Source organism: Caulobacter sp. FWC26 (assembly GCF_002742645.2).
GTDB lineage: Bacteria > Pseudomonadota > Alphaproteobacteria > Caulobacterales > Caulobacteraceae > Caulobacter.
The window spans coordinates 2,353,544-2,379,030 of the sequence record NZ_CP033875.1 but is presented as its reverse complement, the minus strand read 5'-3'; the positions used below and the strand labels follow the sequence as shown (position 1 = coordinate 2,379,030).

The window sequence follows — 25,487 nt, the reverse complement described above, 5'->3', positions numbered from 1 at the left end:
TGCGATAGCCGTCAAGGCGAAAGCCTTAGGCGGGCCTGCCCCGGAAGACGCGGTACCCCTTCTCGTCAGCGATCGCGAGCATCTCGGTGTCGCCGGAGGTGTCGCCGTATGCGGCCGTCAGTCGCACGTCCGGGCCGAAGACCTCGCGCAGGCGGATGACCTTTTCCTTCGCACGGCAGTTGTTGCCGTCCAGTCCGCCGAGGATGCGTCCGTCGTCCGAGCACCTCAGGCGCGTGCCGATCAGCATGTCCGCGCCAAGGCCACGGGCGAACGGCGCTACGATCAGATCGGGGGAGGCGGTGACGATCACCATCTTGGCCCCTTTGGCGCGCCAGCTGCGCCATACCGCGACAGCGTCGGGACGCAGCAGCAACGGCGCGAAGGCCTCGGCGAAGGCGCGGGCGTCGTTCTCGATCTGAGAGACGGTGGCCCCCTTGAGGAACTCACGGACTGCAGCGGCTTTCAGCTTCGCGCGGTTGCGGTCGAATACGTAGGTCAACAAGGCGGGGGTAAGCCGAAGGACGCCGACGGTCCATCGGGGACCGGCGCGCCACTTCAGGAACGCGTTGAAGCTGTCCTTCACAGTCAGGGTGCCGTCGAAATCGAAGGCGACAAGCAACGGCTCGTGACCCATTTCGCCGGTCATCGGGCGCGAGGCGCTCAATCCCTTGGCCATCCAAGAACGCTTAGCCATTCAACTTCCATGCGAACGCCAAAAAGGCGCTTCGTTTCCCCGCGAATCCTTGTTCGGTAATAAGGCCATCCGGAGTGAGCCGTAAGGGTCTAGGCGCTCGGCGCTTGCGCTGGGAGGCCAATCGCCCAATTTAGGTGATGAACTCATGACACGATCCGGGAGGTTCACGCGTTTCACGGCCGAAAGGACCCGGCGAGGCTTGTGAACAGAGCCCGGATCGGGGAATGTCAAGGATTAGACAACTCCCGGCGTGTATCCTGCTTGCTTCGGTGGCGGCGTATGCGCTCGGAAGGGGCGTCTCGGCGTAAGCCGTAGTCGCCATAGTGTGAGAAGCGATCATGACGAAAGCCGCGAGCGGCGACACGAAAAGCACTCTGTACTGCTCTTTCTGCGGAAAGAGCCAACATGAGGTGCGCAAGCTCATCGCGGGACCGACGGTGTTCATTTGTGATGAATGCGTCGAGCTCTGCATGGATATCATCCGCGAAGAGCATAAGATCGCCTTCGTGAAGTCCAAGGACGGCGTTCCCACGCCTCGCGAGATCTGCGAAGTCCTCGACGATTACGTGATCGGTCAGGGCCACGCCAAGAAGGTCCTCGCGGTCGCGGTGCACAATCACTACAAGCGCCTGAACCACGCGTCGAAGAACAACGACGTCGAACTGGCCAAGTCGAACATCCTGCTGGTCGGCCCGACCGGTACGGGTAAGACCCTGTTGGCCCAGACCCTGGCTCGAATCATCGATGTGCCGTTCACGATGGCCGACGCCACGACGCTGACCGAAGCCGGTTACGTCGGCGAGGATGTCGAGAACATCGTTCTGAAGCTGCTGCAAGCCGCCGACTACAACGTCGAGCGGGCCCAGCGCGGCATCGTCTATATCGACGAAATCGACAAGATCAGCCGCAAGTCGGACAACCCGTCGATCACCCGCGACGTGTCGGGTGAAGGCGTGCAGCAGGCCCTGCTGAAGATCATGGAAGGCACCGTCGCCTCCGTGCCGCCGCAGGGCGGGCGCAAGCATCCGCAGCAGGAGTTCCTGCAGGTCGACACGACGAACATCCTGTTCATCTGCGGCGGCGCGTTCGCCGGCCTCGAGAAGATCATCTCGGCGCGCGGCGCGGCTAAGTCGATCGGCTTCGGCGCCAAGGTTACCGATCCGGAAGAACGCCGTACGGGGGAGATCCTGCGCAATGTCGAGCCCGACGACCTGCAGCGCTTTGGCCTGATCCCCGAGTTTATCGGCCGCCTGCCGGTCGTCGCGACCCTGGAGGATCTCGACGAGACCGCGCTGATCAAGATCCTGACCGAGCCGAAGAACGCCTTCGTCAAACAGTACCAGCGGCTGTTCGAGATGGAGAATATCGGCCTGACCTTCACCGAAGACGCCCTTTCCGGCGTCGCCAAGAAGGCCATCGCTCGCAAGACCGGCGCCCGGGGCCTGCGCTCGATCATGGAGGGCATCCTGCTCGAAACCATGTTCGAACTGCCCAACTATGAGGGCGTCGAGGAAGTGGTGGTCAACGCCGAGGTCGTCGAGGGCCGAGCGCAGCCGCTGCTGATCTACGCTGAAAAGAAGGGCGGGGCGGCTTCGGCCTAAAGAACCTCGCGGATCGAAAAAGCGGGCGCGTCCTCTGCGGAGGGCGCGCCTTTTTCGTGGATAACCCATCTGGGCTACTGTCTTGTTAGCTACTGTGGCCTGCGCGCAGTGATGGGCTGTCGTTATGATGGACCTATTTCGAGCGCTAAGGGGGTTATTCTTGCCTTCTGCGGGCGGCTTTTGGATGTATTTGCTGCAGCTTGGCTGGCGTCGCGCGACTCGTCGCCGCTATGGGGCGAGTATCCTTGAACCCTGTTGTAAAACGTCCACATAAATAACGAGCATTCGCCCAGTCCAGGGCGGACGGACCGATCGACTCAGGCGCATCGTCTGGTGTTACGGCGGCCCGCGTGGCCAGGCGCCTTCCAGGGCTCGGCCGGGAGTATTGAGAACATGTCCGAACTACGTACGCTTCCTGTTTTGCCGCTGCGGGACATCGTGGTGTTCCCGCATATGGTGGTGCCGCTTTTTGTGGGCCGCGATAGATCCGTGCGCGCGCTCGAAGAGGTGATGCGCGGCGACAAACAGATCCTGCTCGTCACCCAAAAGAACTCAGCGGACGATGATCCGGCGCCGGGCGACATCTTCGATGTCGGCGTCCTGGCCAACGTGCTGCAGCTGCTGAAATTGCCCGACGGCACCGTCAAGGTGCTGGTCGAGGGCAAGGGCCGCGCCGCCGTGGTCAGCTTCACCGACCAGGACTCCTATTACGAGGCTCAGATCGGCGAAGTTTCCGAGGACGAGGGCGCTGGCCCTGAGGCCGAAGCTTTGTCGCGCGCGGTCGTCGAGCAGTTCGAAAACTACGTCAAACTGAACAAGAAGGTGCCGCCGGAAGCGCTGGCGTCGATCCCGCAGATCGCCGAGCCCGGCAAGCTAGCCGATAGCATCGCCGCTCACCTTTCGGTGAAGATCGGCGACAAGCAGCACCTGTTGGAAATCTTCGACGTCGTGAAGCGTCTCGAAAAGGTTTTCGCCCTCATGGAAGGCGAGATCTCGGTGCTGCAGGTCGAGAAAAAGATCCGCTCGCGCGTGAAGCGCCAGATGGAGAAGACCCAGCGCGAATATTATCTGAACGAGCAGATGAAGGCGATCCAGCGCGAGCTAGGCGATCCCGATGATGCTCGCGACGAACTGATCGACCTCGAAAAGCGCATCAAGAAGACGAAGCTTTCGAAGGAAGCCCGGGCCAAGGCCGAGGGCGAGCTGAAGAAGCTGCGCAACATGAGCCCGATGTCGGCCGAGAGCACCGTGGTCCGGAACTATCTGGACTGGCTGCTGTCGATCCCGTGGGGCAAGGCTAAGACCAAGAAGATCGACCTCGTGGAGAGCGAAGGCATCCTCGACGCCGACCACTACGGCCTGGAGAAGGTCAAGGAGCGCATCCTCGAGTACCTCGCCGTTCAGGCGCGCACCAACTCGCTGAAAGGGCCGATCCTGTGCCTCGTCGGCCCTCCGGGCGTCGGCAAGACCTCGCTGGGCAAGTCGATCGCCAAGGCGACCGGCCGCGAATTCGTGCGCATGAGCCTCGGCGGCGTGCGTGACGAGGCCGAAATCCGCGGCCACCGCCGCACCTACATCGGCTCGATGCCCGGCAAGGTCGTCCAGTCGATGAAAAAGGCCAAGACGACCAACGCCTTCGTCCTGCTCGACGAAATCGACAAGATGGGCAGCGACTACCGCGGCGATCCCGCCTCGGCGCTGCTGGAAGTGCTCGATCCGTCGCAGAACTCGACCTTCGGCGACCACTACCTGGAGGTCGACTACGACCTGTCGCAGGTGATGTTCGTCACCACGGCCAACAGCCTGAACATGCCCCAGCCGCTGCTGGACCGCATGGAGATCATCCGCATCCCCGGCTACACCGAGGACGAGAAGCTGGAGATCGCCAAGCGGCACATCCTGCCGAAGCTGGCCAAGGATCACGGACTGAAGCCGGCCGAGTTCATCGTGCCGGACAAGGCGATCCGCGATCTGATCCGCTACTACACCCGGGAAGCCGGCGTGCGGTCGCTGGAGCGGGAACTGGGAGCCCTGGCGCGCAAGACGGTCCGCGACCTGGCTCGTGAGAAGGTGGCTTCGATCACCATCGACGACGAGCGCCTGGCCAAGTACGCGGGCGTCAAGAAGTACCGCTATGGCGAGACGGACGAAGTCGACCAGGTCGGCATCGTCACGGGTCTGGCCTGGACGGAGTTCGGCGGCGACATCCTGACCATCGAAGCCGTGAAGATGCCGGGCAAGGGTCGCATGCAGATCACTGGCAACCTCAAGGACGTGATGAAGGAGTCGATCGCGGCGGCCAACAGCTACGTCCGCTCGCGCGCCCTGCAGTTCGGCATCAAGCCGCCGGTCTTCGAGAAGACCGACGTGCACATCCACGTGCCGGACGGCGCCACGCCCAAGGACGGTCCCTCGGCCGGTATCGCCATGGCCCTGGCCATGGTCTCGGTGCTGACTGGCATTCCGATCCGCAAGGACATCGCCATGACCGGCGAGATCACCCTGCGCGGCCGGGTCACCGCCATCGGTGGCTTGAAGGAGAAGCTGTTGGCGGCGCTGCGTTCCGGCGTCAAGACTGTGCTGATCCCTCAGGAGAATGAGAAGGATCTGGCCGATGTGCCTCAGAGCGTGAAGGACGGGCTTGAGATCATCCCGGTTTCGACGGTGGACGAGGTCCTCAAGCACGCTCTGACCGGACCGCTGACTCCTGTAGAATGGAACGAGGCGGAAGAGCCGATTGCTGCATCCGCGAAGAAGGATGACGGCGATAGCGACGCCATGTTGACCCACTGAGTTTAACTTACCGGCGATAACTTATGCGGCGCGGGAGTTTCCCGCGCCGCTCTCGTTTGACGAGGCTTATTCAGCCGCCATAATCCCCGCTGAGCGCAGCGTCGTCAGCGATAAGCGTCGCCGCTCAGGCTGGGAGAGAAACATGACAACAAAGGCCGAGCTCGTTACGGCGATCGCCGAAAAGGCGGGCATCAACAAGAACCAAGCCAAGGATGCCCTGGAAGCTTTCATCGAGGCGGTCACCGACTCTTTGAAGTCCGGACAAGATGTTCGCCTTGTCGGCTTTGGTACTTTCAAGGCGGTGAGCCGCGCGGCCGGCACCGCTCGCAATCCCCGCACCGGCGAGACGGTGAACCGCCCCGCATCCAAGACCGCCCGCTTTCAGGTCGGCGAAGGCCTGAAGTCGTCGTTGAACGGCTAACGCGGTTGACCGGAATTCAAGGCGGGGCGTCAGGTATTGGCGCCCCGCCTTTCGTTTTGGGCTTTGCGCAGAGAACGGGGGCGGCTAGAAGCGCGCACCCAAGAGGGCAGTTAGCTCAGCGGTAGAGCGTCTCGTTTACACCGAGAGGGTCGGGGGTTCGATCCCCTCACTGCCCACCATTCCTCCGTCTCGATCCCAACAGCGGCCGCTCGGCTGGCGTCCCTGCACGCGCCAGCATCTTGTTCCCCGCAATCAAAGTGATATCACTTTGATTGCTAATTGGGAGGCGCTGATGTCAGAGGTTCACACCATCAATCGTACCAGCGAGCGCGTTCGGGGCGGCGTCGGAGGCGGGCTGCCTCTGTTGCTGGCTCCCGTTTTGCTTGCGGCGGGTGTCTGGCTGCTAAAGGCTTCTGGCGGTGGAGCGCCGTTCGCGGTGGCCGGCGTTCTTGTCTTGCTTGCTGGGGCGCTGATCGGCGCGGGCTTCTACGCCCTGCAGCCTAATGAGGCGATGGTTCTCACGCTGTTTGGCTCATATGTCGGCACCGATCGCTCGACCGGCCTGCGTTGGGTGCTGCCCTGGTACGGACGCAAGAAGATCAGCCTTCGGGTGCGCAACGTGACGAGCGAGACCCTGAAGGTGAACGACAAGCGCGGCAACCCGATCGAGATCGCGGCCAATATCGTTTGGCGCGTGAAGGATTCGGCTCAGGCGCTGTTCGACGTCGACGACTATGCCACCTTCGTGAACATTCAGATCGAGACGGGCCTTCGTGAGGTGGCTTCGCATTACTCCTACGACCATGCCGAGGAAGGTGAGCCCACGTTACGCGCCGATGCGGAAGAGGTTGGGGACCGCCTCCGCGCCGATCTCCAGGCCCGTACCGCCGTCGCCGGCGTCGCGATCGATGAGGCCCATCTGATGCACCTTGCCTATGCGCCGGAGATCGCAGGCTCGATGTTGAAACGCCAACAGGCGGAGGCGGTGCTGGCCGCGCGTCGGACGATCGTCGCGGGCGCGGTGGACATGGTCGAGAACGCCTTGAGCGCGCTCAGCGAACGCGGCGTGGTGACGTTGGACGACGAGCGTAGGGCGGCGATGGTCTCCAACCTCCTGGTGGTGCTGTGCGCAGATCGTGAGGCTCAGCCCGTCGTAAACACCGGCACGCTGTACGGCTAAGGTGGCGGGGGAGCCTAAAGACGGCCGGGGCGCGCGGCGCGCATTTCTAATGCGCGTCCATCCCGAGGTTCTCTCGGCTGTCGAGCGTCTGGCGGAAGCTGAGTTGCGGAGCGTGAATGCTCAGGTCGAAGTGCTGCTGCGCGAGGCCTTGAAGAGGCGCGGAGTCAACCCAAAGTCATCGGGGAGCGTCGAGGAACCGTAGCTGTCGCAAAAGCTTTATCGTTCCGGCGCCGAATGAGCGACCCAGTGTGATGAGGATTCGGCGTGACGGATACGAGACCTGACCAACGTCTTGGCTGTCAGGGGCTCTTCGGCGCGGCCTGGTCAAATATCGACGAGCCGGTTCGCCTGATCGACACCACCATGCTCTACGCCCCGCGCAGCGGAGGTGTGCGACGCTACCTGTCGTCGAAGCACGCCTGGCTGGGCGCCAATCGGCCGGATGTGCGTCACACGCTGGTCGTGCCCGGAGCGCGCGACTCGTATGATGGACAGGGAAGGGTATCCATCTACGCCGCGCCTTTGCCCTTCGGGGCTGGCTATCGTTGGCCTGTCGTCAAGCAGGCTTGGATGGAGCGCCTGATCCGTCAGCGGCCCGACATCATCGAGGCGGGCGACCCTTACACGCCTGGGCTCGCGGCGCTGAGGGCCGGCGACGCTCTGAGTGTCCCTGTGGTCGGATTTTGCCACACAGACCTCGGCCGCCTAGCCGCGCTGCATATCGGCGAGTGGGCCGAAAAGCCCGTTCAGAAGCGATGGGCGGCGATCTACAGCCAGTTCGACCAAGCGGTCGCGCCCAGCCGCTTCATCGCTGGACGTCTGATCGAGGCGGGCGTCCACAACGCGATTGGATTGCCGCTCGGTGTGGATACGGCCATCTTCCGGCCGGACCGGGCTGATCGTGATGGCCTCAGGCGACGTCTTGGTCTCTCGGCGAAGGAGCGCTTGCTGGTCTTTGCGGGGCGCCCGGCCAAGGAGAAAAAGCTGGATGTGCTGGTGGCGGCGGTCGAGCGCCTGGGCGATCCATACAAGCTTCTTTTCGTCGGCGCGGGGGGCGGCGCCCCGGTGAGCGACCGGGCCCTTTGCATCGACTACGTCCGCGATCCCGTAGAACTCGCGTCCATCCTTGCCAGCTGCGACGCTTTTGTTCACGCCAACGACAACGAACCCTTCGGTCTGATCGTGCTGGAGGCCATGGCCTGTGGTCTGCCGGTCGTAGGCGTGGCCGCCGGTGGGGTGGCTGAGTCGGTAGACGATGGGGTCGGACGTCTGGCGAGGGTTTCGGAGGCCGCGGCGTTCGCCGAGGCGATCGACGCGCTCTTTGCCGCCGATGTGCGCGCGATCGGCGCCGCCGCGCGCCGTCGCGCTGTCGCGCGCCATGGATGGGACGCGGTTTTCACCGAGCTTTGCGGGATATACGGCCGGCTGACCGGGCGACGCGCCTTCGAGGGGCGCGCCACACCAGCGAGTCACTAGGTTCGAAGCGACGCAAGAATTTCGTAGCTGCGTTTGCGCGAGTCATGGTCGTGAACCTGAGTCGCCGCCATCAGTTCGTCGGCGTCCGTCAGTTCGAGAACCTGTTCGATCTTTCGCCTGACCGTTTCCGCCGACCCCACCGCAGCGTAGCGCAAGGTGTGGTCAAGCCCGGCCAGCTCTGTCGGCGATGCGTGCTCGCGGATGTCATCGACGGGAGGCGGCAGAAGGCCTGGGCGGCCCCGACGCAACGCCAGGAACTGCTGCTGGGTCGAGGTCGACAACCGCTTGGCCTCCTCGTCGGTGTCGGCGGCGCAGACGCCGATACAGACCATGGCGTACGGACGATCCAAAGTCTCGGAAGGCTTGAAGTGGCGGCGATACAGCGCAAGGGCGTCCAGCAGGGCGTCCGGCGCGAAGTGCGCGGCGAATGCGTAGGGCAGACCCAGCGCAGCCGCCAGCTGTGCGCCCCAGGTCGAGGACCCGAGAATCCAGATCGGCACATCCTGTCCTTCGCCGGGAACCGCGCGCACGCTCTGGTCGGCGACGGCGGGCTTGAACCAATGCTGCAGTTCGACGACGTCCTGAGCGAACGAATCGACCGCGCCGGCGTAGCGACGAAGGGCGCGCATGGTGGCCTGGTCGGTTCCTGGCGCGCGCCCAAGACCCAGATCGATTCGGCCTGGGTAGAGCGCGTTGAGGGTTCCGAACTGCTCCGCCACCATCAGCGGTGCATGGTTTGGCAGCATGACACCGCCCGAGCCGACGCGAATCGTCGTCGTCGCGGCCGCCACCTGGCCAATGACCACAGCGGTCGCGGCGCTCGCGATTCCCGGCATGTTGTGATGCTCGGCCAACCAGTAGCGCTGGAAACCGAGCGCTTCGGCGTGGCGCGCCAGATCGATACTGTTCTTCAAGGCCTGGCCGACACTGGAACCCTGAGGAACGGGCGCAAGGTCGAGAACGGAGATCGGCGGAAGCGCGGCGCGAGTCATGACCGCTAGATGGCGCATGCGAAGGCTGACACAAGCCTTCGCGAGATTCGAGGGATCTGTGGACGGTGGCGCGAATGACGGGGCTCGAACCCGCGACCTCCGGCGTGACAGGCCGGCGCTCTAACCAACTGAGCTACATCCGCGTCGTGCGCCAGAGCGCGACGGTCGTCCGTGACCGAGGGGAGGGAAGTCCTCGCTTCTGAAAGGGTGGCGCGAATGACGGGGCTCGAACCCGCGACCTCCGGCGTGACAGGCCGGCGCTCTAACCAACTGAGCTACATCCGCATACCCCTTCGCCGAAGCGAAAGTGCGACCCGCCAATCGGCGAGGCGCGTCTGATATGTCGGGTGAAGACTCGTGTCAACGGCGATCTCGAAGAACCGACATTTCGTCTCCAGTTGCGATCGTTTCTCAATGTGCGCGGGGTGTTTGAAGCGCTGGCGACAGTGGGCTACAACCCGCTCGATTCAAGCCAAGGGCTGTCATGACCGCCTTCCTTCTCCAGTACCTGCCGATCGTGATCTTTCTCGGGATCGCGGCGGTTATCGGCATCGTCTTTCTGCTCGCCGCCGCGGTGCTCGCGCCCAAGGCGCCGGACCCGGAAAAGCTGTCCGCCTACGAGTGCGGGTTCAACGCCTTCGACGATGCGCGTATGAAGTTCGACGTCCGGTTCTATCTGGTCTCGATCCTCTTCATCATCTTCGACTTGGAAGTGGCGTTTCTGTTCCCCTGGGCGGTCACGCTGATGAAATTGCCGCAAGATGTGGCGCAGTTCGCGTTCTGGTCGATGATGACCTTCCTCGGCGTTCTGACCGTCGGCTTCATCTATGAATGGAAGAAGGGCGCCCTCGAATGGGAGTGATCGTTCCCGCCAATTCGTCTTCGGTTCCGGCGCTCTCGGCCGGCCGTTCGACGGTCGAGGGGTATGACCCCAAGCTGCATGACCCGTTCTTCGACGGCGTCTCCCAGCAGTTGGCCGACAAGGGCTTTATCACGGCCGCCGCCGACGACCTGATCACCTGGGCCCGTACGGGCTCGCTGATGTGGATGACGTTCGGCTTGGCCTGCTGCGCCGTGGAAATGATGCAAGCGTCGATGCCGCGTTACGACCTGGAGCGCTACGGTTTCGCGCCGCGCGCCAGCCCGCGCCAGTCGGACGTGATGATCGTCGCCGGCACGCTGACCAACAAGATGGCTCCGGCCCTGCGCAAGGTCTACGACCAGATGCCCGAGCCGCGTTACGTGATCTCGATGGGCAGCTGCGCCAATGGTGGCGGCTATTACTATTACAGCTACAGCGTCGTCCGCGGCTGCGACCGCGTCGTGCCGGTCGACATCTATGTTCCGGGCTGTCCGCCGACCGCCGAGGCGCTCGTCTACGGCGTGTTGCAGCTGCAGAAGAAGATTCGCCGCACGGGGACGATCGAGCGATGAGCGAAGCCCTGGAACTGCTTGGTCAGGACATCGTCGCCCGCGCTCCGGGCGTGCTGGGACATTCTGTCGCATTCGGCGAGCTGACGATCGTCGCCCGCGCTGCGTCGGTGATCGAGACGCTGATGTTCCTGCGTGACGACGCTGCTTGTCGTTTCCACCAGCTGGTGGACCTGACCGGTGTCGACTATCCCGAGCGCGCCGCGCGCTTCGATGTTGTCTATCACCTGCTGTCGCTGGTTAAGAACCATCGCATCCGCCTTAAGGTCTCGACCGACGAGGATACGCCGGTTCCCAGCATTACGCCGGTCTTCCCGGTGGCTGACTGGTTCGAGCGCGAGGCGTTCGACATGTACGGGATCTTCTTCGACGGTCACCCCGACCTGCGCCGTATCCTCACCGACTACGGCTTCCACGGCCATCCGCTGCGGAAGGACTTCCCCATGACGGGTTATGTGGAAGTGCGCTACGACGACGAGCTTAAGCGCGTCGTGTACGAACCCGTGAAGATCACCGAGTTCCGTGCGTTCGACTTCCTCTCTCCGTGGGAAGGCGCGAAATATGCGCTGCCCGGCGATGAGAAAGTCGAGAAGCGGGCAGGAGACGCGTAGGGCTGGCGATGGGCGCTTGAAGCGTTCGTCGTCGATCACCTTGTCGGAGGGGCTTAACTCCGCCGACATCGAGCAGTGTAACGAAGGTCCGTAGCCATGACCGGCACGAACTCGCCCGCCGCGGCGACCGACTATTTCCGAGACGAGGCGACGGCTCCGGCCATTCCGGAGACGCCTGTCCGCAAGTTCAACATCAACTTCGGCCCGCAGCACCCGGCCGCGCACGGCGTGCTGCGCCTGGTGCTGGAGTTGGACGGCGAAATCGTCGAACGCGTCGATCCGCACATCGGCCTGCTGCACCGCGGCACCGAGAAGCTGATGGAAGCGCGCACCTATCTGCAGAACATCCCGTACTTCGACCGCCTCGACTACGTGGCGCCGATGAACCAGGAACACGCCTTCTGCCTGGCGATCGAGAAGCTGCTCGGCGTCGAAGTGCCGATCCGCGGCCAGATCATCCGCGTCCTGTATTCGGAAATCGGCCGCATCCTGAACCACCTGCTGAACGTGACGACCCAGGCCATGGACGTCGGCGCCCTGACGCCGCCGCTGTGGGGCTTCGAGGAGCGCGAGAAGCTGATGGTGTTCTACGAGCGCGCTTGCGGCGCTCGCCTGCACTCCAACTACTTCCGTCCGGGCGGCGTCCACCAGGACCTGCCGCCGGAACTGGTCGAAGACATCGACGCCTGGGCCAAAGCCTTCCCGAAGATCTGCGACGATATCGAAGGCCTGATCACCGACAACCGCATCTTCAAGCAGCGCAACGTCGATATCGGCGTGGTTAGCAAGGAAGACGCGATTAACTGGGGCTTCTCCGGCGTGATGGTGCGCGGCTCGGGCATCGCCTGGGACCTGCGTCGCAGCCAGCCCTACGAGAACTACAACGACTTCGAGTTCGACATCCCGCTGGGCAAGAACGGCGACTGTTACGATCGCTACCTGTGCCGCATGCAGGAGATGCGCGAGTCGACCAAGATCATCCGTCAGGCCTGCGAGATGCTGCGCAAGACGCATGGTCCGGTGCTGTCGGAAGACAACAAGGTCTCGCCGCCGCGTCGCGCCGAGATGAAGCGTTCGATGGAAGCGCTGATCCACCACTTCAAGCTCTACACCGAGGGCTTCAAGACGCCGGCCGGCGAAGTCTACGCCTGCGTCGAGGCGCCGAAGGGCGAGTTTGGCGTGTTCGTCGTCTCTGACGGCACCAACAAGCCCTATCGCTGCAAGATCCGCGCGCCGGGCTTCCCGCACCTGGCGGCCATGGACTGGCTGAACCGTGGTCACCAGCTGGCCGACGTCTCGGCCATTCTAGGCTCGCTGGACATCGTGTTCGGGGAGATCGACCGGTGAGCCTGGCCGATATCGCCCAGGCGCAGCTCGACGCCTACAACGCCCAGGACCTGGACGCCCATTGCGCCCACTTCACCGACGACGTTGTCGTTGCGGGGTTGAACGGTGAGATCGCGCGCACGGGAATCGAGGCCTATCGCGCCTTTTACGCCAAGACCTTCGCCGAGTTCCCCAAGAACCAGGCGAAGCTGCTGAACCGCATCGTGGTCGGGTCCAACGTGATCGATCATGAGCATGTCGACCGCGGCAACGGCGATGCGCCGTTCCAGGTCGCCGCCATCTACACCTTCAAGGGCGACAAGATCGCCCGCGTGGATTTCGCCCGATGAGCGTCCGTCGTCTTGCCAAGGAACAACCCGCCAGCTTCGCCTTTACGGCGGACAGCCAGGCCAAGGCCGACTGGTGGAAAGCCAAGTATCCCGCCGAGCGCAAGCAGTCGGCGGTGATCCCCATGCTGTGGCTGGCCCAAAAGCAGGAAGGCTGGGTGTCTGAGCCCGCGATCCAGGAGATCGCCAAGCAGCTCGAGATGCCGGTGATCCGCGTGCTGGAGGTTGCGACCTTCTACGTGATGTTCCAGTTGCAGCCGGTCGGCAAGGTCGCCTTCGTTCAGCTGTGCGGCACCACACCGTGCCAACTGCGCGGCGCGCTCGACCTGCGGAAGGTGCTGGAGGACAAGATCGGTCCGGCCCATCACGTCTCAGACGACGGCAAGTTCAGCTGGGAAGAGGTCGAGTGCCTGGGCGCCTGCTGCAATGCGCCGATGGCCGCGATCAACGACTACTATTACGAAGACCTGACGCCGGAGAGCCTGGCTCAGATCCTCGACGACTTCGCCGCCGGCAAGGCGCCGCAGCCGGGTAGCTACGACGGCCGTGGCGCTTCGGAGCCGAAGGGCGCGATCCACACCCTGACCGATCCCAAGCTGTACGACGGCTCGTACGCCAAGAAGATCAAGATCCCGAACCTGCCCGAGAAGCCGAAGAAGGCCCCGAAGTCGGAGCCCGCCGCTTAACATGACCGCCGACGCCGCCCTCCAGAAGAAGCGCCTGACCGCGATGCTCGTCATCAACGCGGTGTGCTTCGTGCTGGCCGGCGTCGCGATTTATGGCGCGGTGTCGCTGCGGATCGACTGGCTGCGGCTGGTCTTCTTGGGCGCCATCGTCGCGGGCCTGGGCTCGCACATCTGGTTCATCCTGGGCTGGATGCGCGTGAGCAAGGGGGAGGGCGCCTCGTCATGATCGACGACAGCGACCTCAACATGCGCAAGGCGGCGTATGTCGACACTCTCCGGGGTCTGCATCGTCGCGAACGGAGCTTCGGCTTCGTTGCGTGCCTCGTGGGCGCGATCCTGCTGGTGTGGGGTCGTGTCGTCGAAGGCGCGCCGTTCTGGGCGGTTGTGGCCGGTCTCGCCATCATCGGCGTGGGTTGGTCGCTTTTCGTCTATGTCATCATTCGTCGGACGCGCTATGTGCGCGCCCATCCATTCGATCCGCAAAGCTGAGTCATGGTCGGTATCCTCGAAGACAAGGACCGCATCTTCACGAACCTCTACGGTCTCCACGACTGGGGCCTCGAGGGCGCGAAGAAGCGCGGCTGCTGGAATGGCACCAAGGACATCCTGGACGCCGGGCGCGACTGGATCATCGACAACATGAAGAACTCCGGCCTGCGTGGCCGGGGCGGCGCCGGTTTCTCGACCGGTCTCAAGTGGTCGTTCATGCCCAAGGAAGTGAAGGAAGGTCGTCCTCACTACCTGGTGGTCAACGCCGACGAGTCCGAGCCGGGCACCTGCAAGGACCGGGAGATCATGCGGCATGACCCGCACCTCCTGATCGAGGGCTGCCTGATCGCCTCGCGCGCCATGCTGGCCCATGCCTGCTACATCTACATTCGCGGCGAATACGTCTTCGAGCGCGAGCGCCTGGAAGCGGCGATCAAGCAGGCCTATGAGGCCAAGCTGATCGGCAAGAACAACGTCCACGGCTGGGACTTCGACCTCTACGTCCATCACGGCGCCGGGGCCTATATCTGTGGCGAAGAGACGGCCCTGCTGGAAAGCCTGGAAGGCAAGAAGGGTCAACCGCGCCTGAAGCCGCCGTTCCCGGCGGGCGCGGGCCTCTACGGCATGCCCACCACGGTGAACAACGTCGAGAGCATCGCCGTCGCCGGCACGATCCTGCGTCGCGGCGCGGCCTGGTTCGCCGGCTTTGGCCGTCCGAACAACGCCGGCACCAAGCTCTTCTGCGTCTCGGGCCACGTGAACCTGCCCTGCAACGTTGAGGAAGCCATGAGCATCCCCTTCCGTCAGTTGATGGAAGATCACTGCGGCGGCATCCGGGGCGGCTGGGGCAACCTGAAGGCCGTCATCCCGGGCGGCTCGTCGGTGCCGATGATCCCGGCCGAGCAGTGCGAAGACCTGCCGATGGACTTCGACGCCCTGCGGAACCTGAAGTCGGGCCTGGGCACGGCCGCCGTCATCGTCATGGACAAGTCGACCGACCTCGTCCGCGCGATCGCCCGCCTGTCGTACTTCTACAAGCACGAGAGCTGCGGCCAGTGCACGCCGTGCCGTGAAGGCACCGGCTGGATGTGGCGCGTCATGGAGCGCATGGCGACCGGCGAAGCCGATCCGAAAGAGATCGACACCCTGCTGGACGTCACGACCCAGGTCGAGGGTCACACCATCTGCGCCCTGGGCGACGCGGCCGCCTGGCCGATCCAGGGCCTGTTCCGTCACTTCCGCCACGAGGTGGAGGAGCGGATCGCTTCCTATCGTAGCGGTCGCCTGCACGTGCAGGGCGCCAAGCTGATCGCGGCGGAGTAACAAGAATGGCAATCGCCAAGGTCAATGGCGTCGAGGTCGAGTTCGAACCCGGCATGACGGTTCTGCAGGTGGCGGAACTGGCCGGGGAAGAGATCCCGCGCTTCTGCTATCACGAACGCCTGTCCATCGCCGGCAACTGCCGGATGTGCCTCGTTGAGGTAAAGCCCGGTCCGCCGAAGCCGCAGGCCTCTTGCGCCCTGCCGGCCGCCGAGGGCCAGGAGATCTTCACCAAGACTCCGATGGTCAAGAAGGCCCGCGAAGGGGTGATGGAGTTCCTGCTCATCAACCACCCGCTGGACTGCCCGATCTGCGACCAGGGCGGCGAGTGCGACCTGCAGGACCAGGCGGTCGGGTACGGCCGTGACGACAGCCGCTATGAAGAGAACAAGCGCGCGGTCGAAGAAAAGTCGATGGGCCCGCTGATCAAGACCGTGATGACGCGCTGCATCCAGTGCACGCGCTGCGTCCGCTTCATCACCGAAGTCGCCGGTTCGCCGGAGATCGGCCTGATCTCGCGCGGCGAAGACGTTGAAATCACGACCTATCTCGGCGCGGCGGTGACCTCGGAGCTCAGCGCCAATGTCATCGACCTGTGTCCGGTCGGCGCCTTGACCTCTAAGCCCTACGCCTTCGAAGCCCGTCCGTGGGAACTGAAGAAGACCGAAAGCGTCGACGTCATGGACGCTCTGGGTTCGTCGATCCGCGTTGATGCGCGCGGGGCGGCCGTGCTGCGCGTGCTGCCGCGCATCAACGACGAGGTCAACGAAGAGTGGATCTCGGACAAGACCCGCTATGCGGTCGACGGCCTGGGCCGTCAGCGTCTTGACCGTCCTTATGTCCGCGTCGGCGGCAAGCTGAAGCCGGCGACCTGGGCCGAGGCCTTCGCGGCCATTGCCGCCAAGGTGAAGATGACGGCTCCGGAGCGTGTTGGCGTGATCGCCGGCGACCTGCAGGACGCCGAAAGCCTGAAGGCCGCCAAGGACCTCTTCACCGCCCTGGGCGTGAAGAACCTCGACAGCCGTCAGGATGGTTCGGCTCTGGGCGCGGGTCCGCGCGAGGGCTGGCTGTTCAACTCGACGATCGCCGGCATCGAAAACGCCGATGTGGTGCTGTTCGTCGGCGCCAACCCGCGTCTTGAGGCGCCGGTGCTCAACGCCCGCTTCCGCAAGCAATGGCTGGCCGGCAAGACCCGTTTCGGCGTGATCGGCGAACAGGCCGACCTGACCTTCGGCTACGACTATCTCGGCGCCGGCGCCAAAACGCTGTCGAGCCTGGCCAAGAGCAAGAACGACTTTGTCGCTGCCCTGAAGGCCGCCGAACGTCCGGCGATCATCATCGGCCAGGGCGCCCTGGCGCGCGCCGACGGCGCGGCGATCCTCAAGGCCGCCGCGGGCCTCGCCAAGTCGATCAAGGTCGTGCGCGAAGGCTGGAACGGCTGGAACGTGCTGCACACCGCCGCCGCGCGCGTCGCGGGCCTCGACGTGGGCTTCGTCCCGGCCGAGGGCGGTCTTGCGACTGCCGACATGCTGAAGCCCGGCGCGCTCGACGTGCTGTTCCTGCTGGGCGCCGACGAGTGCGAGACGGCCGCCTCGGACGCCTTCAAGATCTATCTCGGCACTCACGGCGACAACGGCGCCCACAAGGCGGACGTGATCCTGCCGGGCGCGGCCTACACCGAGAAGAACGGCCTCTATGTGAACATGGAAGGGCGCGTCCAGATGGGCCGCCGCGCCGTGTTCCCGAAGGGTGAAGCCAAGGAAGACTGGTCGATTCTGCGGGCGCTGTCCGAGGTGCTGGGCCACAAGCTGCCGTATGACAGCCTGGACCAACTACGCGCCAAGCTGTTCGCCGATCACCCGACCTTCGGTCAGATCGACTACGCGCCGGGCTCGGTGGCGACCTCGTTCGACGTCGGCGCCCTGGGCGGTGACGGTGAAGTTTCGGACGCGCCGTTCGAAAGCCCGATCAAGGCCTTCCACCTGACCAACCCCATTGCGCGCGCCAGCGTGACCATGGCCGAGTGCGCGGCCGTGGCCTCGGGCGCCGCCAAGATCGCGGCGGAGTAGGCCGATGCAAGCGTTCTTCGCCAACCCCGCCGTCTCCTGGACCCTGCTGACTACCGGCGGGATCCTGCTGGTCGTGATCTGGGTGCTGCTGAGCCTGGCGTTCCTGTTGCTGGCCGACCGCAAGATCTGGGCCGGCGTTCAGATGCGCAAGGGGCCAAACGTCGTGGGCCCGTTCGGCCTGCTGCAGTCCTTCGCCGACTTCTTCAAGTTCGTGCTGAAGGAGATCGTGATCCCCGCCGGCGCCGACAAGGTCATCTTTATCCTGGCGCCGCTGATCAGCCTGGTCCTGGCCTTTGTCGGCTGGGCCGTGGTGCCCTTCGCGCCGGGCTGGGTCGTCTCGAACCTCAACGTCGGCATCCTCTACCTGCTGGCGATGAGCTCGCTAGGCGTCTACGGCATCATCATGGGCGGCTGGGCTTCGAACTCGAAGTATCCGTTTCTGGGCGCTCTTCGTTCCGCCGCGCAGATGGTTTCCTATGAAGTGTCGATCGGCCTGATCATCATCACGGTGATCCTGCTGGCCGGTTCGATGAACCTGTCGACCATCGTCGAGAAGCAGACGGGCTGGATCTGGAACTGGAATGTCTTTGGCGGCGGGCTGAACAACCTCGTCCTGCTGCCGGTCATGGTCGTGGCCATGGGCATGTTCTACATCTCGGCCCTGGCCGAGACGAACCGCCCGCCTTTCGACCTGCCGGAAGCCGAGTCGGAACTCGTGGCCGGCTATCAGGTCGAGTACAGCTCGACCCCGTACCTGCTGTTCATGGTCGCCGAATATTCGAACATCGTCCTAATGTGCGCGATGATCAGCGTCCTGTTCTTCGGCGGCTGGAACCCCGGGTTCCCGACCGATTTCCTGGACAGCTGGCACCCGTTCGCGGCCAATTTCTTCCTGGCCTTGGTGTTCTACGCCAAGATCTGCTTCTGGTTCTTCATGTTCGCCATGGCGAAGGCCATCGTGCCTCGTTACCGCTATGACCAACTGATGCGTCTGGGCTGGAAGGTGTTCCTGCCGACGTCGCTGGTGCTGGTTGCTGCAGTCGCCGCCTGGCGCGTGTTCGGTCCGGCGGCCTGATGCGCCGGACCGCGATCCTGACCTTGGCTTTGACTGTCGCCAGCCTCGCGGCTTGCCAGTCGGTCTCGGCTCCGGACCGTTCCTATTCCCTCGGCGACGGCGTCGTCAGCTATGACGATCTCCGGCGCGAGGGCGACAAGTGCAAGGCTTCGGGTGGAACCATCCAGGCCAAGCAGGACGGGGGAGACCCCGCCCAGCTATCGAACTACACCTGCGTCATTCCCCGGACCGGGAAATGAGACGGGTCGCTCTCGGGATCGCCGCGATCGGCCTTCTGGCTGGATGCTCGACCTGGGGCGAAAGCATTCCGCGACCGCCGGGGCGGACGCTTGAGGACAAGGTCGAGGCGCGCCGCAAGGCTGACGACAAGACCAGAAAGTGTGTCCTCGAGCAGACGTTGCGGCGGCAGCAGAAAGAGCAGGGCAGGGACGTCCGTCCCCTCCCTAAGGAAAAGTGTTAGGAGAGCTCTGGTGTTCCAGCGCATCACTCAGGCGGTCAAGGGCGCGGCCCTTCTGGACTTCGCGGGCGCGTTCGGCCTGGCCATGAAGTATATGGTCGCGCCGAAAAAGACCGTGATCTATCCGAACGAGCGCAATCCGCAGTCGCCGCGCTTCCGGGGCGAGCACGCGTTGCGCCGATATCCGTCGGGCGAGGAGCGTTGCATCGCCTGCAAGCTCTGCGAAGCCATCTGCCCGGCGCAGGCGATCACCATCGAGGCCGAACCGCGCGAGGACGGCAGCCGCCGGACGACCCGCTACGACATCGACATGGTCAAGTGCATCTACTGCGGCCTCTGCCAGGAGGCTTGCCCGGTCGACGCGATCGTCGAGGGCCCGAACACCGAGTTCGCGACCGAGACCCGCGAAGAGCTCTACTATGACAAGGAACGCCTTCTCGATAACGGCGACCGTTGGGAACGCCTGATCGCGAAGAATCTGGAGTTGGACGCGCCGTACCGCTAAAGACGGGGCCGAATCCGGGGTAGGCGGCGCGTCACGCGGCGCGCCGTTGTTGGACTTAAGATTTCAGGGGAGCCCAGGGCCAATGCCCGTGCAGGCGATCGCATTTTATCTACTGGCTTTCGTGACCATAGCGGCGGGTCTCCTCGTCGTGTCGGCGCGCAACCCGGTGCACTCGGTGCTCTTCCTGATCACCGCCTTCTTCTCGGCCGCCGGCCTTTTCGTCCTGCTGGGCGCGGAGTTCCTGGCGATGCTGCTGGTCGTCGTTTACGTCGGCGCGGTCGCGGTGCTGTTCCTCTTCGTCGTCATGATGCTGGATGTGGACTTCGCCGAGCTTCGACAGGGCTTCGTGCAGTACCTGCCCTTCGGCGGCGTTATCGCCCTGGTGATCGCCACCGAGATGGTGATGGTCGTCGCGGCCGTGGCCACCAACGGCGCCGCCGCGAAGAACGCCCTGCCTAACGCGTCGCCGGGCGGAGTTCCGAACACCGAAGCGATCGGTCGCGTGCTCTACACCGACTATGTCTTCTTCTTCCAACTGGCGGGCCTGGTGCTGCTGGTGGCCATGATCGGCGCCATCGTCCTGACCCTGCGCCACAAGCCGGGCGTCAAGCGCCAGGACATCGGCAAGCAGGTCGCCCGCACGCCCAAGACCGGCATGGAGCTGGTTCAGATCAAGCCGGGTGAGGGGATCTCCGAATGATCGGCCTGCCGCACTATCTCGTCATCGCCGCGATCCTGTTCACGATCGGCGTCTTCGGCATCTTCGTGAACCGCAAGAACGTGATCGTCATCCTGATGTCGATCGAACTGATCCTTCTGGCGGTGAACATCAACCTCGTGGCGTTCTCGGCCTATCTGCACGACGTGGCGGGCCAGATCTTCGCGATGTTCGTCCTGACCGTCGCTGCCGCCGAGGCGGCCGTGGGTCTGGCGATCCTCGTCACCTTCTTCCGCAACCGCGGCGACATCGCGGTTGACGACGCCAGCATGATGAAGGGCTAAGCGACGTCATGCAGACGCTTGTCACCATTCTCGTTTTCGCGCCGATCATCGCCGCGGCGATCGCCGGTCTGTTCGGCCGCCGTATTGGCAATGTCGCGTCGCAGTCGGTCACGACGGGCGCGCTGATCCTGTCGTGCGCGCTGTCCTGGTACACGTTCAGCCAGTGGACCTGGGGGCACATGGAGGCCTTCACGGTCCAGTTGCTGCCGTTCATCCATATCGGCGACTTCCAGGCCAACTGGTCGATCCGCATTGACGCCCTGTCGGCGACGATGCTGATCGTGGTCACGACGGTCTCGGCCCTCGTGCACATCTACTCCTGGGGCTACATGGCCGAGGACGACAGCAAGCCGCGCTTCTTCGCGTACCTGTCGCTCTTCACCTTCGCCATGCTGTCGCTGGTCACCGCCGCCGACTTCATGCAGCTGTTCTTCGGCTGGGAAGGCGTGGGTCTGGCCTCGTATCTGCTGATCGGCTTCTGGTTCAAGAAGCCCTCGGCCAGCGCCGCCGCCATCAAGGCCTTCGTGGTCAACCGGGTTGGCGACTTTGGCTTCGCCCTCGGCATCATGACCACCTACTGGGCGTTCGGCACGATCCAGTTTGCCGAGCTGTTCCCGCTGATCCAGGCCAACGCGGGCAAGACCTGGGAATTCGCCGGTCACATGTGGCCGTTGATGGATATTGCCTGCTTCCTTCTGTTCATCGGCGCGATGGGCAAGTCGGCGCAGTTCTTCCTGCACACCTGGCTGCCCGACGCCATGGAAGGCCCGACCCCGGTGTCGGCCCTGATCCACGCGGCCACGATGGTGACCGCCGGCGTCTACATGCTGTGCCTGCTCTCGCCGATGTTCGAATACGCCCCCGTGGCCAAGAACATCGTGACGGTCATCGGCGCGGTGACGGCCCTGTTCGCCGCCACGGTCGGCCTGACGCAGAACGACATCAAGCGCGTGATCGCCTACTCGACCTGCTCGCAGCTGGGCTACATGTTCTTCGCGGCGGGTGTCGGCGCCTATCAGGCGGCCATGTTCCACCTGTTCACGCACGCCTTCTTCAAGGCCCTGCTGTTCTTGGGCGCCGGTTCGGTGATCCATGGCATGCACCACGAGCAGGACATGCGTCGCTACGGCGCCCTGGCCAAGCTGCTGCCGGTCACCTTCATCGCCATGACCATCGGCACGATCGCCATCACGGGCCTTGGCTTCCCGCCGTTGCACCTGGGCTTCGCCGGCTTCTACTCCAAGGACACCATCATCGAGGCGGCGTTCGCCGCGGGCGGTCATAACGCCCTGGCCATGTTCGCCTGGGTGATCGGCGTGCTCGTCGCGGGCCTGACCTCGTTCTACTCCTGGCGCTTGGCGTTCTTCACCTTCAACGGTACGGCGCGCTGGGGTCATGACGCCCATGGCCACGACGATCACGCGCACGCGGCGCACGCTCATGACGACCATGCCCAAGGCCATGACGATCATGGCCATGGTCACGACCACAAGCCGCACGAAAGCCCGTGGGTGATGCTGTTCCCGCTGGTCGTGCTGTCGATCGGCGCGGTCGCCGCTGGCTTCGTCTTCACCGGCTACTTCGTGGGCCACCACCAGGAAGAGTTCTGGCGCGGCGCCATCTACACCGCCCCGACCAACCACGTGCTGCACGAAGCGCATGAGGTCGCGACCTGGGTGAAGTGGAGCCCGCTAATCGCTTCGCTGATCGGTCTGCTGGTCGCGGTCTATGTCTATCTGATCAAGGGCAATGAGCGCCTGGGCCTGAAGCTGGCCGAGCGCAAGGGGCCGCTGTACGTCTTCTTCTACAACAAGTGGTTCTTCGATGAACTCTACGAGGCCACCTTCGTGCGCTTCGCCAAGTTCCTGGGCGACCTGTTCTGGAAGGGCGGCGACCAGAAGATCATCGACGGCCTGGGCCCCGATGGCGTGAGCGCGGTCTCGTATGAGGTCGGCAAGCGCACTGGCAAGTTGCAGACCGGCTATCTCTACCACTACGCGTTTGTCATGCTGCTCGGCGTCGCCGGCCTGCTGACCTTCGCCCTGTACGCATTCCGTTGAGGGGGACGGAGCTCATGAGCGGCCTTCTCAGCCTTACGACCTTCGCGCCTCTCGCTGGCGTCGCGGTGATCCTCGCCGCGCGCGCTCTGCATGGCGCCGGAGAAAAGACCGACACCCTGGCCAAGTGGATCGCGCTCGTGACCACCCTGGTCACGTTCGGCCTGTCGATCATCCTCACCGCCCAGTTCGACCCGAAGAACCCGGGCTTCCAGTTCGTGGAAGACGTCGCCTGGTTCGCCGGTCTCCACTACCGCATGGGCGTCGATGGCATTTCGGTGCTGTTCGTCCTGCTGACTGCGTTTTTGCTGCCGATCTGCATCGTGGCCAGCTGGAAGTCGGTCGAGAAGCGCGTCGTCGAGTACCTGATCGCCTTCCTGGTCCTTGAGACCCTGGTGATCGGCGTCTTCTGCGCGCTGGATCTCGTGCTGTTCTACCTCTTCTTCGAGGGCGGCCTGGTTCCGATGTTCCTGATCATCGGCATCTGGGGCGGCAAGCGCCGGATCTACGCGGCCTACAAGTTCTTCCTCTACACGCTGCTCGGCTCGGTGCTGATGCTGGCCGCGATCCTGGCGATGATCGGGATCTCTGGCACCGCCTCGATCCCCGAACTGATGACCTTCAAGTTCGCCCCGTGGCTGCAAACCTGGCTGTGGCTGGCCTTCTTCGCCTCGTTTGCGGTCAAGATGCCGATGTGGCCGGTTCACACCTGGCTGCCCGACGCCCACGTCGAGGCGCCGACGGCCGGTTCGGTCATCCTGGCCGGTATCCTGCTGAAGATGGGCGGCTACGGCTTCATGCGCTTCAGCCTGCCGATGTTCCCGAACGCTTCGGAGATGTTCCAGCCGCTGGTGTTCGCGATGTCGGCCATCGCCATCGTCTACACCTCGCTGGTCGCTTTCCGTCAGACCGACATCAAGAAGCTGATCGCCTATTCGTCGGTCGCCCACATGGGCTTCGTGACCATGGGCATCTTCTCGGGCAATGCGGCGGGCGAGCAGGGCGCCCTGTTCCAGATGCTGAGCCACGGGATCATCTCGGGCGCACTCTTCCTCTGCGTCGGCGTGGTCTACGACCGCATGCACACCCGCGAAATCGCGTTCTATGGCGGCCTCACCAACCGCATGCCGATGTACGCGGCGGTGTTCATGCTGTTCACCATGGGCAATGTCGGCCTTCCGGGCACCTCGGGCTTCGTTGGCGAAATCCTGACCATGACCGGCGTCTACAAGGCCTCGACCTGGACGGCGATCGTCTCCGCTTCGGGCGTGATCCTGTCGGCCATGTACGCCCTGACCCTGTACCGCCGCGTGATGTTCGGCGAGATCACCAACCCACAGCTGACCACGATCACTGATCTGGACAAGCGCGAGATCCTGATCTTCGCCCCGCTGATCGTGTCGACCCTGGTGCTGGGTATCTATCCCAATCTCGTGTTCAACCTGACCGCGACGTCTGTCGACGCGCTCGTCGGCGCCTGGCGCGCCGCCGTGGGTGGGTGAGGAGCCAATGACCTTTTCCGCCAACTTCTCGCTCGTCCTGCCTGAGGTCGTTCTCGCGATCGCAGCTCTGGTTCTGCTGGTCGCCGGCGCCTTCCGAGGCAAGGTCGGCGCCATTTTCACCCTCGCGGCGGTCGCGTCGCTGGTCGCCGCCGCCGCCACGGCGGTGCTGGGTCCTAAGGGCGTTGCGTTTGGCGGCGTCTACGTCGCCGACGCGGCCGCGACCTACGCCAAGGTGGCCATCTATCTGTCGAGCGCCGTGGCCGTCGTCCTCGGTGACCGCTGGCTGGCTCAGCGCGGCGACCAGAAGTTCGAGTATGCGGTCCTGGTGATCCTGGCTGCGCTCGGCATGGGCGTCACCGCCTCGGCCGGCGACCTGATCAGCCTGTATGTGGGCGTCGAGCTGCAATCGCTGGCGCTTTACGTCCTGGCCGCCATGCGCCGCGACGACGCCAAGTCCTCGGAAGCCGGCCTGAAATACTTCGTGCTGGGCGCGTTGTCGTCGGGCCTCCTGCTGTACGGCAGTTCGCTGATCTATGGCTTCACCGGTTCGACCCACTTCAGCCAGATCGCTCTGGCGGCCGCGCACGGCGGTTCGCACGGCGTCGGCCTGCTGTTCGGCCTGGTCTTCGTGATCTGCGGTCTGGCGTTCAAGGTCTCCGCCGCGCCGTTCCACATGTGGACGCCGGACGTCTATGAAGGCGCGCCCACCCCGGTCGTTGGCTTCTTCGCCGCCGCACCGAAGTTGGCCGCCATGATGATGTTCGCCCGCGTACTGGGCGACGCCTTCCCGGCATCCGAGGCGCAATGGCGTCAGGTCCTGGTGATCGCGGCCCTGCTGTCGGTCTTCGTGGGCGCCTTCGCCGGTCTGGCGCAGAGCAACCTGAAGCGCCTGTGGGCTTACTCGTCGATCGCCAACGTCGGTTACGCCCTGCTAGGCGTCGCCGCCGGCGGTGAAGTCGGCCTCCAGTCGATGCTGATCTTCATGACGCTCTACATGGTCGATGTCACAGGGTTCTTCGCCTGCCTGCAGGCGCTGAACCGTGACGGCAAGCCGATGGAGACGATCCAGGATATGGCCGGTCTCGTGAAGCAGCGCCCCGGCGTCGCTCTGGCGATGACCGCGTTCTCGCTGTCGGCGTTAGGCTTGCCGCCGTTCTCGGGCTTCTGGGCGAAGTACTTCGTCTTCAAGGCCGCGATGGGCACGGGCGACGTCGTGATGCAGTGGGCCGCTGTTCTCGGGCTGGTCGGTTCGGTGGTCGCGGCCTTCTATTACCTGCGCCTGATCAAGGCGATGTGGTTCGACGACGCTGCAGGCGCCGTGGACGCCCCGTCGCCGTCAGCCCGGGCCGTGGGCTTCGCCGCCGCGATCTTCTCGTTCCCGATCGTGCTTGTGGCCTTGGTCTGGCTCGAGCCGGCCGCCAAGGCCGCCGCCGCCGCCTTTGGTCACGCGTGA

Annotated in this window: 26 protein-coding genes and 3 tRNA genes; 25 read left to right on the top strand and 4 right to left on the bottom strand. The window is 64.2% G+C overall.

Going from position 1 to position 25,487, the window contains the following annotated elements; all coding sequences use genetic code 11:
• Positions 1-25: 25 nt before the first annotated feature.
• Positions 26-694, bottom strand: a complete 669-nt coding sequence (locus tag CSW63_RS12875; RefSeq protein WP_062099913.1) for an HAD-IB family hydrolase — start codon at positions 692-694, stop codon at positions 26-28.
• 338 nt (positions 695-1,032) lie between these two features.
• Between CSW63_RS12875 and clpX the strand changes: the two genes are divergently transcribed.
• From clpX to CSW63_RS12845, 6 genes are all read left to right on the top strand, one after another.
• Positions 1,033-2,295, top strand: coding sequence for an ATP-dependent protease ATP-binding subunit ClpX (gene clpX / locus CSW63_RS12870; RefSeq protein ID WP_062099914.1), 1,263 nt, complete (start codon positions 1,033-1,035; stop codon positions 2,293-2,295).
• Positions 2,296-2,688: 393 nt separating this feature from the next.
• On the top strand, positions 2,689-5,088 hold the full coding sequence (lon, locus tag CSW63_RS12865; protein WP_062099915.1) for an endopeptidase La: 2,400 nt from the start codon (positions 2,689-2,691) through the stop codon (positions 5,086-5,088).
• A 142-nt stretch (positions 5,089-5,230) separates the two neighbouring features.
• The gene (locus CSW63_RS12860; RefSeq protein ID WP_062099916.1) at positions 5,231-5,509 is read left to right on the top strand and encodes an HU family DNA-binding protein; all 279 of its coding nucleotides are present in this window, start codon (positions 5,231-5,233) and stop codon (positions 5,507-5,509) included.
• A 104-nt stretch (positions 5,510-5,613) separates the two neighbouring features.
• Positions 5,614-5,688: transfer RNA gene (locus CSW63_RS12855), tRNA-Val, on the top strand.
• 113 nt (positions 5,689-5,801) lie between these two features.
• Entirely contained in the window at positions 5,802-6,689 is an 888-nt protein-coding gene (locus CSW63_RS12850; RefSeq protein ID WP_062099917.1) for an SPFH domain-containing protein, read from the top strand.
• Positions 6,690-6,953: 264 nt separating this feature from the next.
• Positions 6,954-8,165: a glycosyltransferase gene (locus CSW63_RS12845; protein WP_062099918.1), complete on the top strand. Its 1,212-nt coding sequence runs from the start codon at positions 6,954-6,956 to the stop codon at positions 8,163-8,165.
• Here the strand turns inward: CSW63_RS12845 and CSW63_RS12840 are convergent.
• The 3 genes from CSW63_RS12840 to CSW63_RS12830 form a co-directional block, all read right to left on the bottom strand.
• Positions 8,162-9,175 (bottom strand): LLM class flavin-dependent oxidoreductase, encoded by a 1,014-nt coding sequence (locus CSW63_RS12840; protein ID WP_062099919.1) that lies wholly within the window; start codon positions 9,173-9,175, stop codon positions 8,162-8,164. The genes CSW63_RS12845 and CSW63_RS12840 overlap by 4 nt on opposite strands.
• A gap of 48 nt (positions 9,176-9,223) precedes the next feature.
• A tRNA-Asp gene (locus CSW63_RS12835) sits at positions 9,224-9,300 on the bottom strand.
• A 65-nt stretch (positions 9,301-9,365) separates the two neighbouring features.
• A tRNA-Asp gene (locus CSW63_RS12830) sits at positions 9,366-9,442 on the bottom strand.
• Between the two features lie 199 nt (positions 9,443-9,641).
• On the opposite strand from CSW63_RS12830, the gene CSW63_RS12825 reads away from it, so the two are divergent.
• The 19 genes from CSW63_RS12825 (at position 9,642) to nuoN (ending at position 25,487) form a co-directional block, all read left to right on the top strand.
• Positions 9,642-10,019, top strand: a complete 378-nt coding sequence (locus tag CSW63_RS12825) for an NADH-quinone oxidoreductase subunit A (RefSeq protein WP_062093380.1) — start codon at positions 9,642-9,644, stop codon at positions 10,017-10,019.
• On the top strand, positions 9,989-10,591 hold the full coding sequence (locus tag CSW63_RS12820; protein WP_082749279.1) for an NADH-quinone oxidoreductase subunit B family protein: 603 nt from the start codon (positions 9,989-9,991) through the stop codon (positions 10,589-10,591). The genes CSW63_RS12825 and CSW63_RS12820 overlap by 31 nt, the downstream gene beginning before the upstream one ends.
• A complete protein-coding gene (locus CSW63_RS12815; RefSeq protein ID WP_062093378.1) occupies positions 10,588-11,199 on the top strand; it encodes an NADH-quinone oxidoreductase subunit C in 612 nt (203 codons plus the stop codon). The genes CSW63_RS12820 and CSW63_RS12815 overlap by 4 nt, the downstream gene beginning before the upstream one ends.
• Positions 11,200-11,295: 96 nt before the next feature.
• Complete coding sequence (locus CSW63_RS12810) at positions 11,296-12,546, top strand: NADH-quinone oxidoreductase subunit D (protein ID WP_062093377.1); 1,251 nt, start codon at positions 11,296-11,298, stop codon at positions 12,544-12,546.
• A complete protein-coding gene (locus tag CSW63_RS12805) occupies positions 12,543-12,875 on the top strand; it encodes a nuclear transport factor 2 family protein (RefSeq protein WP_062093376.1) in 333 nt (110 codons plus the stop codon). The genes CSW63_RS12810 and CSW63_RS12805 overlap by 4 nt, the downstream gene beginning before the upstream one ends.
• Entirely contained in the window at positions 12,872-13,558 is a 687-nt protein-coding gene (gene nuoE / locus CSW63_RS12800; protein WP_062093375.1) for an NADH-quinone oxidoreductase subunit NuoE, read from the top strand. Before CSW63_RS12805 ends, nuoE begins: the two co-directional genes overlap by 4 nt.
• Position 13,559: 1 nt before the next feature.
• Positions 13,560-13,784 carry a hypothetical protein gene (locus tag CSW63_RS12795; RefSeq protein WP_062093374.1) on the top strand — a complete coding sequence of 75 codons (225 nt, stop codon included), beginning with the start codon at positions 13,560-13,562 and terminating at the stop codon, positions 13,782-13,784.
• The gene (locus tag CSW63_RS12790) at positions 13,781-14,047 is read left to right on the top strand and encodes a hypothetical protein (protein ID WP_062093373.1); all 267 of its coding nucleotides are present in this window, start codon (positions 13,781-13,783) and stop codon (positions 14,045-14,047) included. The genes CSW63_RS12795 and CSW63_RS12790 overlap by 4 nt, the downstream gene beginning before the upstream one ends.
• A 3-nt stretch (positions 14,048-14,050) precedes the next feature.
• The gene (gene nuoF / locus CSW63_RS12785) at positions 14,051-15,370 is read left to right on the top strand and encodes an NADH-quinone oxidoreductase subunit NuoF (RefSeq protein ID WP_062093372.1); all 1,320 of its coding nucleotides are present in this window, start codon (positions 14,051-14,053) and stop codon (positions 15,368-15,370) included.
• Between the two features lie 5 nt (positions 15,371-15,375).
• Positions 15,376-17,436, top strand: a complete 2,061-nt coding sequence (gene nuoG, locus CSW63_RS12780; RefSeq protein ID WP_099503514.1) for an NADH-quinone oxidoreductase subunit NuoG — start codon at positions 15,376-15,378, stop codon at positions 17,434-17,436.
• A gap of 4 nt (positions 17,437-17,440) precedes the next feature.
• Positions 17,441-18,511 (top strand): NADH-quinone oxidoreductase subunit NuoH, encoded by a 1,071-nt coding sequence (gene nuoH / locus CSW63_RS12775; protein ID WP_062093370.1) that lies wholly within the window; start codon positions 17,441-17,443, stop codon positions 18,509-18,511.
• The gene (locus CSW63_RS12770; protein WP_062093369.1) at positions 18,511-18,750 is read left to right on the top strand and encodes a hypothetical protein; all 240 of its coding nucleotides are present in this window, start codon (positions 18,511-18,513) and stop codon (positions 18,748-18,750) included. The genes nuoH and CSW63_RS12770 overlap by 1 nt, the downstream gene beginning before the upstream one ends.
• Positions 18,747-18,971 carry a hypothetical protein gene (locus CSW63_RS12765; RefSeq protein ID WP_062093368.1) on the top strand — a complete coding sequence of 75 codons (225 nt, stop codon included), beginning with the start codon at positions 18,747-18,749 and terminating at the stop codon, positions 18,969-18,971. The genes CSW63_RS12770 and CSW63_RS12765 overlap by 4 nt, the downstream gene beginning before the upstream one ends.
• 10 nt (positions 18,972-18,981) lie before the next feature.
• Positions 18,982-19,473, top strand: a complete 492-nt coding sequence (nuoI, locus tag CSW63_RS12760) for an NADH-quinone oxidoreductase subunit NuoI (protein ID WP_010919808.1) — start codon at positions 18,982-18,984, stop codon at positions 19,471-19,473.
• 82 nt (positions 19,474-19,555) lie between these two features.
• Positions 19,556-20,173 carry an NADH-quinone oxidoreductase subunit J gene (locus CSW63_RS12755; RefSeq protein ID WP_062093367.1) on the top strand — a complete coding sequence of 206 codons (618 nt, stop codon included), beginning with the start codon at positions 19,556-19,558 and terminating at the stop codon, positions 20,171-20,173.
• Positions 20,170-20,475, top strand: coding sequence for an NADH-quinone oxidoreductase subunit NuoK (gene nuoK, locus CSW63_RS12750; RefSeq protein WP_062093366.1), 306 nt, complete (start codon positions 20,170-20,172; stop codon positions 20,473-20,475). Before CSW63_RS12755 ends, nuoK begins: the two co-directional genes overlap by 4 nt.
• Positions 20,476-20,483: 8 nt before the next feature.
• Positions 20,484-22,535, top strand: coding sequence for an NADH-quinone oxidoreductase subunit L (gene nuoL, locus CSW63_RS12745; RefSeq protein ID WP_062093365.1), 2,052 nt, complete (start codon positions 20,484-20,486; stop codon positions 22,533-22,535).
• Positions 22,532-24,034: an NADH-quinone oxidoreductase subunit M gene (locus CSW63_RS12740; protein ID WP_168193650.1), complete on the top strand. Its 1,503-nt coding sequence runs from the start codon at positions 22,532-22,534 to the stop codon at positions 24,032-24,034. Before nuoL ends, CSW63_RS12740 begins: the two co-directional genes overlap by 4 nt.
• Positions 24,027-25,487, top strand: a complete 1,461-nt coding sequence (gene nuoN, locus CSW63_RS12735; protein WP_168193649.1) for an NADH-quinone oxidoreductase subunit NuoN — start codon at positions 24,027-24,029, stop codon at positions 25,485-25,487. The genes CSW63_RS12740 and nuoN overlap by 8 nt, the downstream gene beginning before the upstream one ends.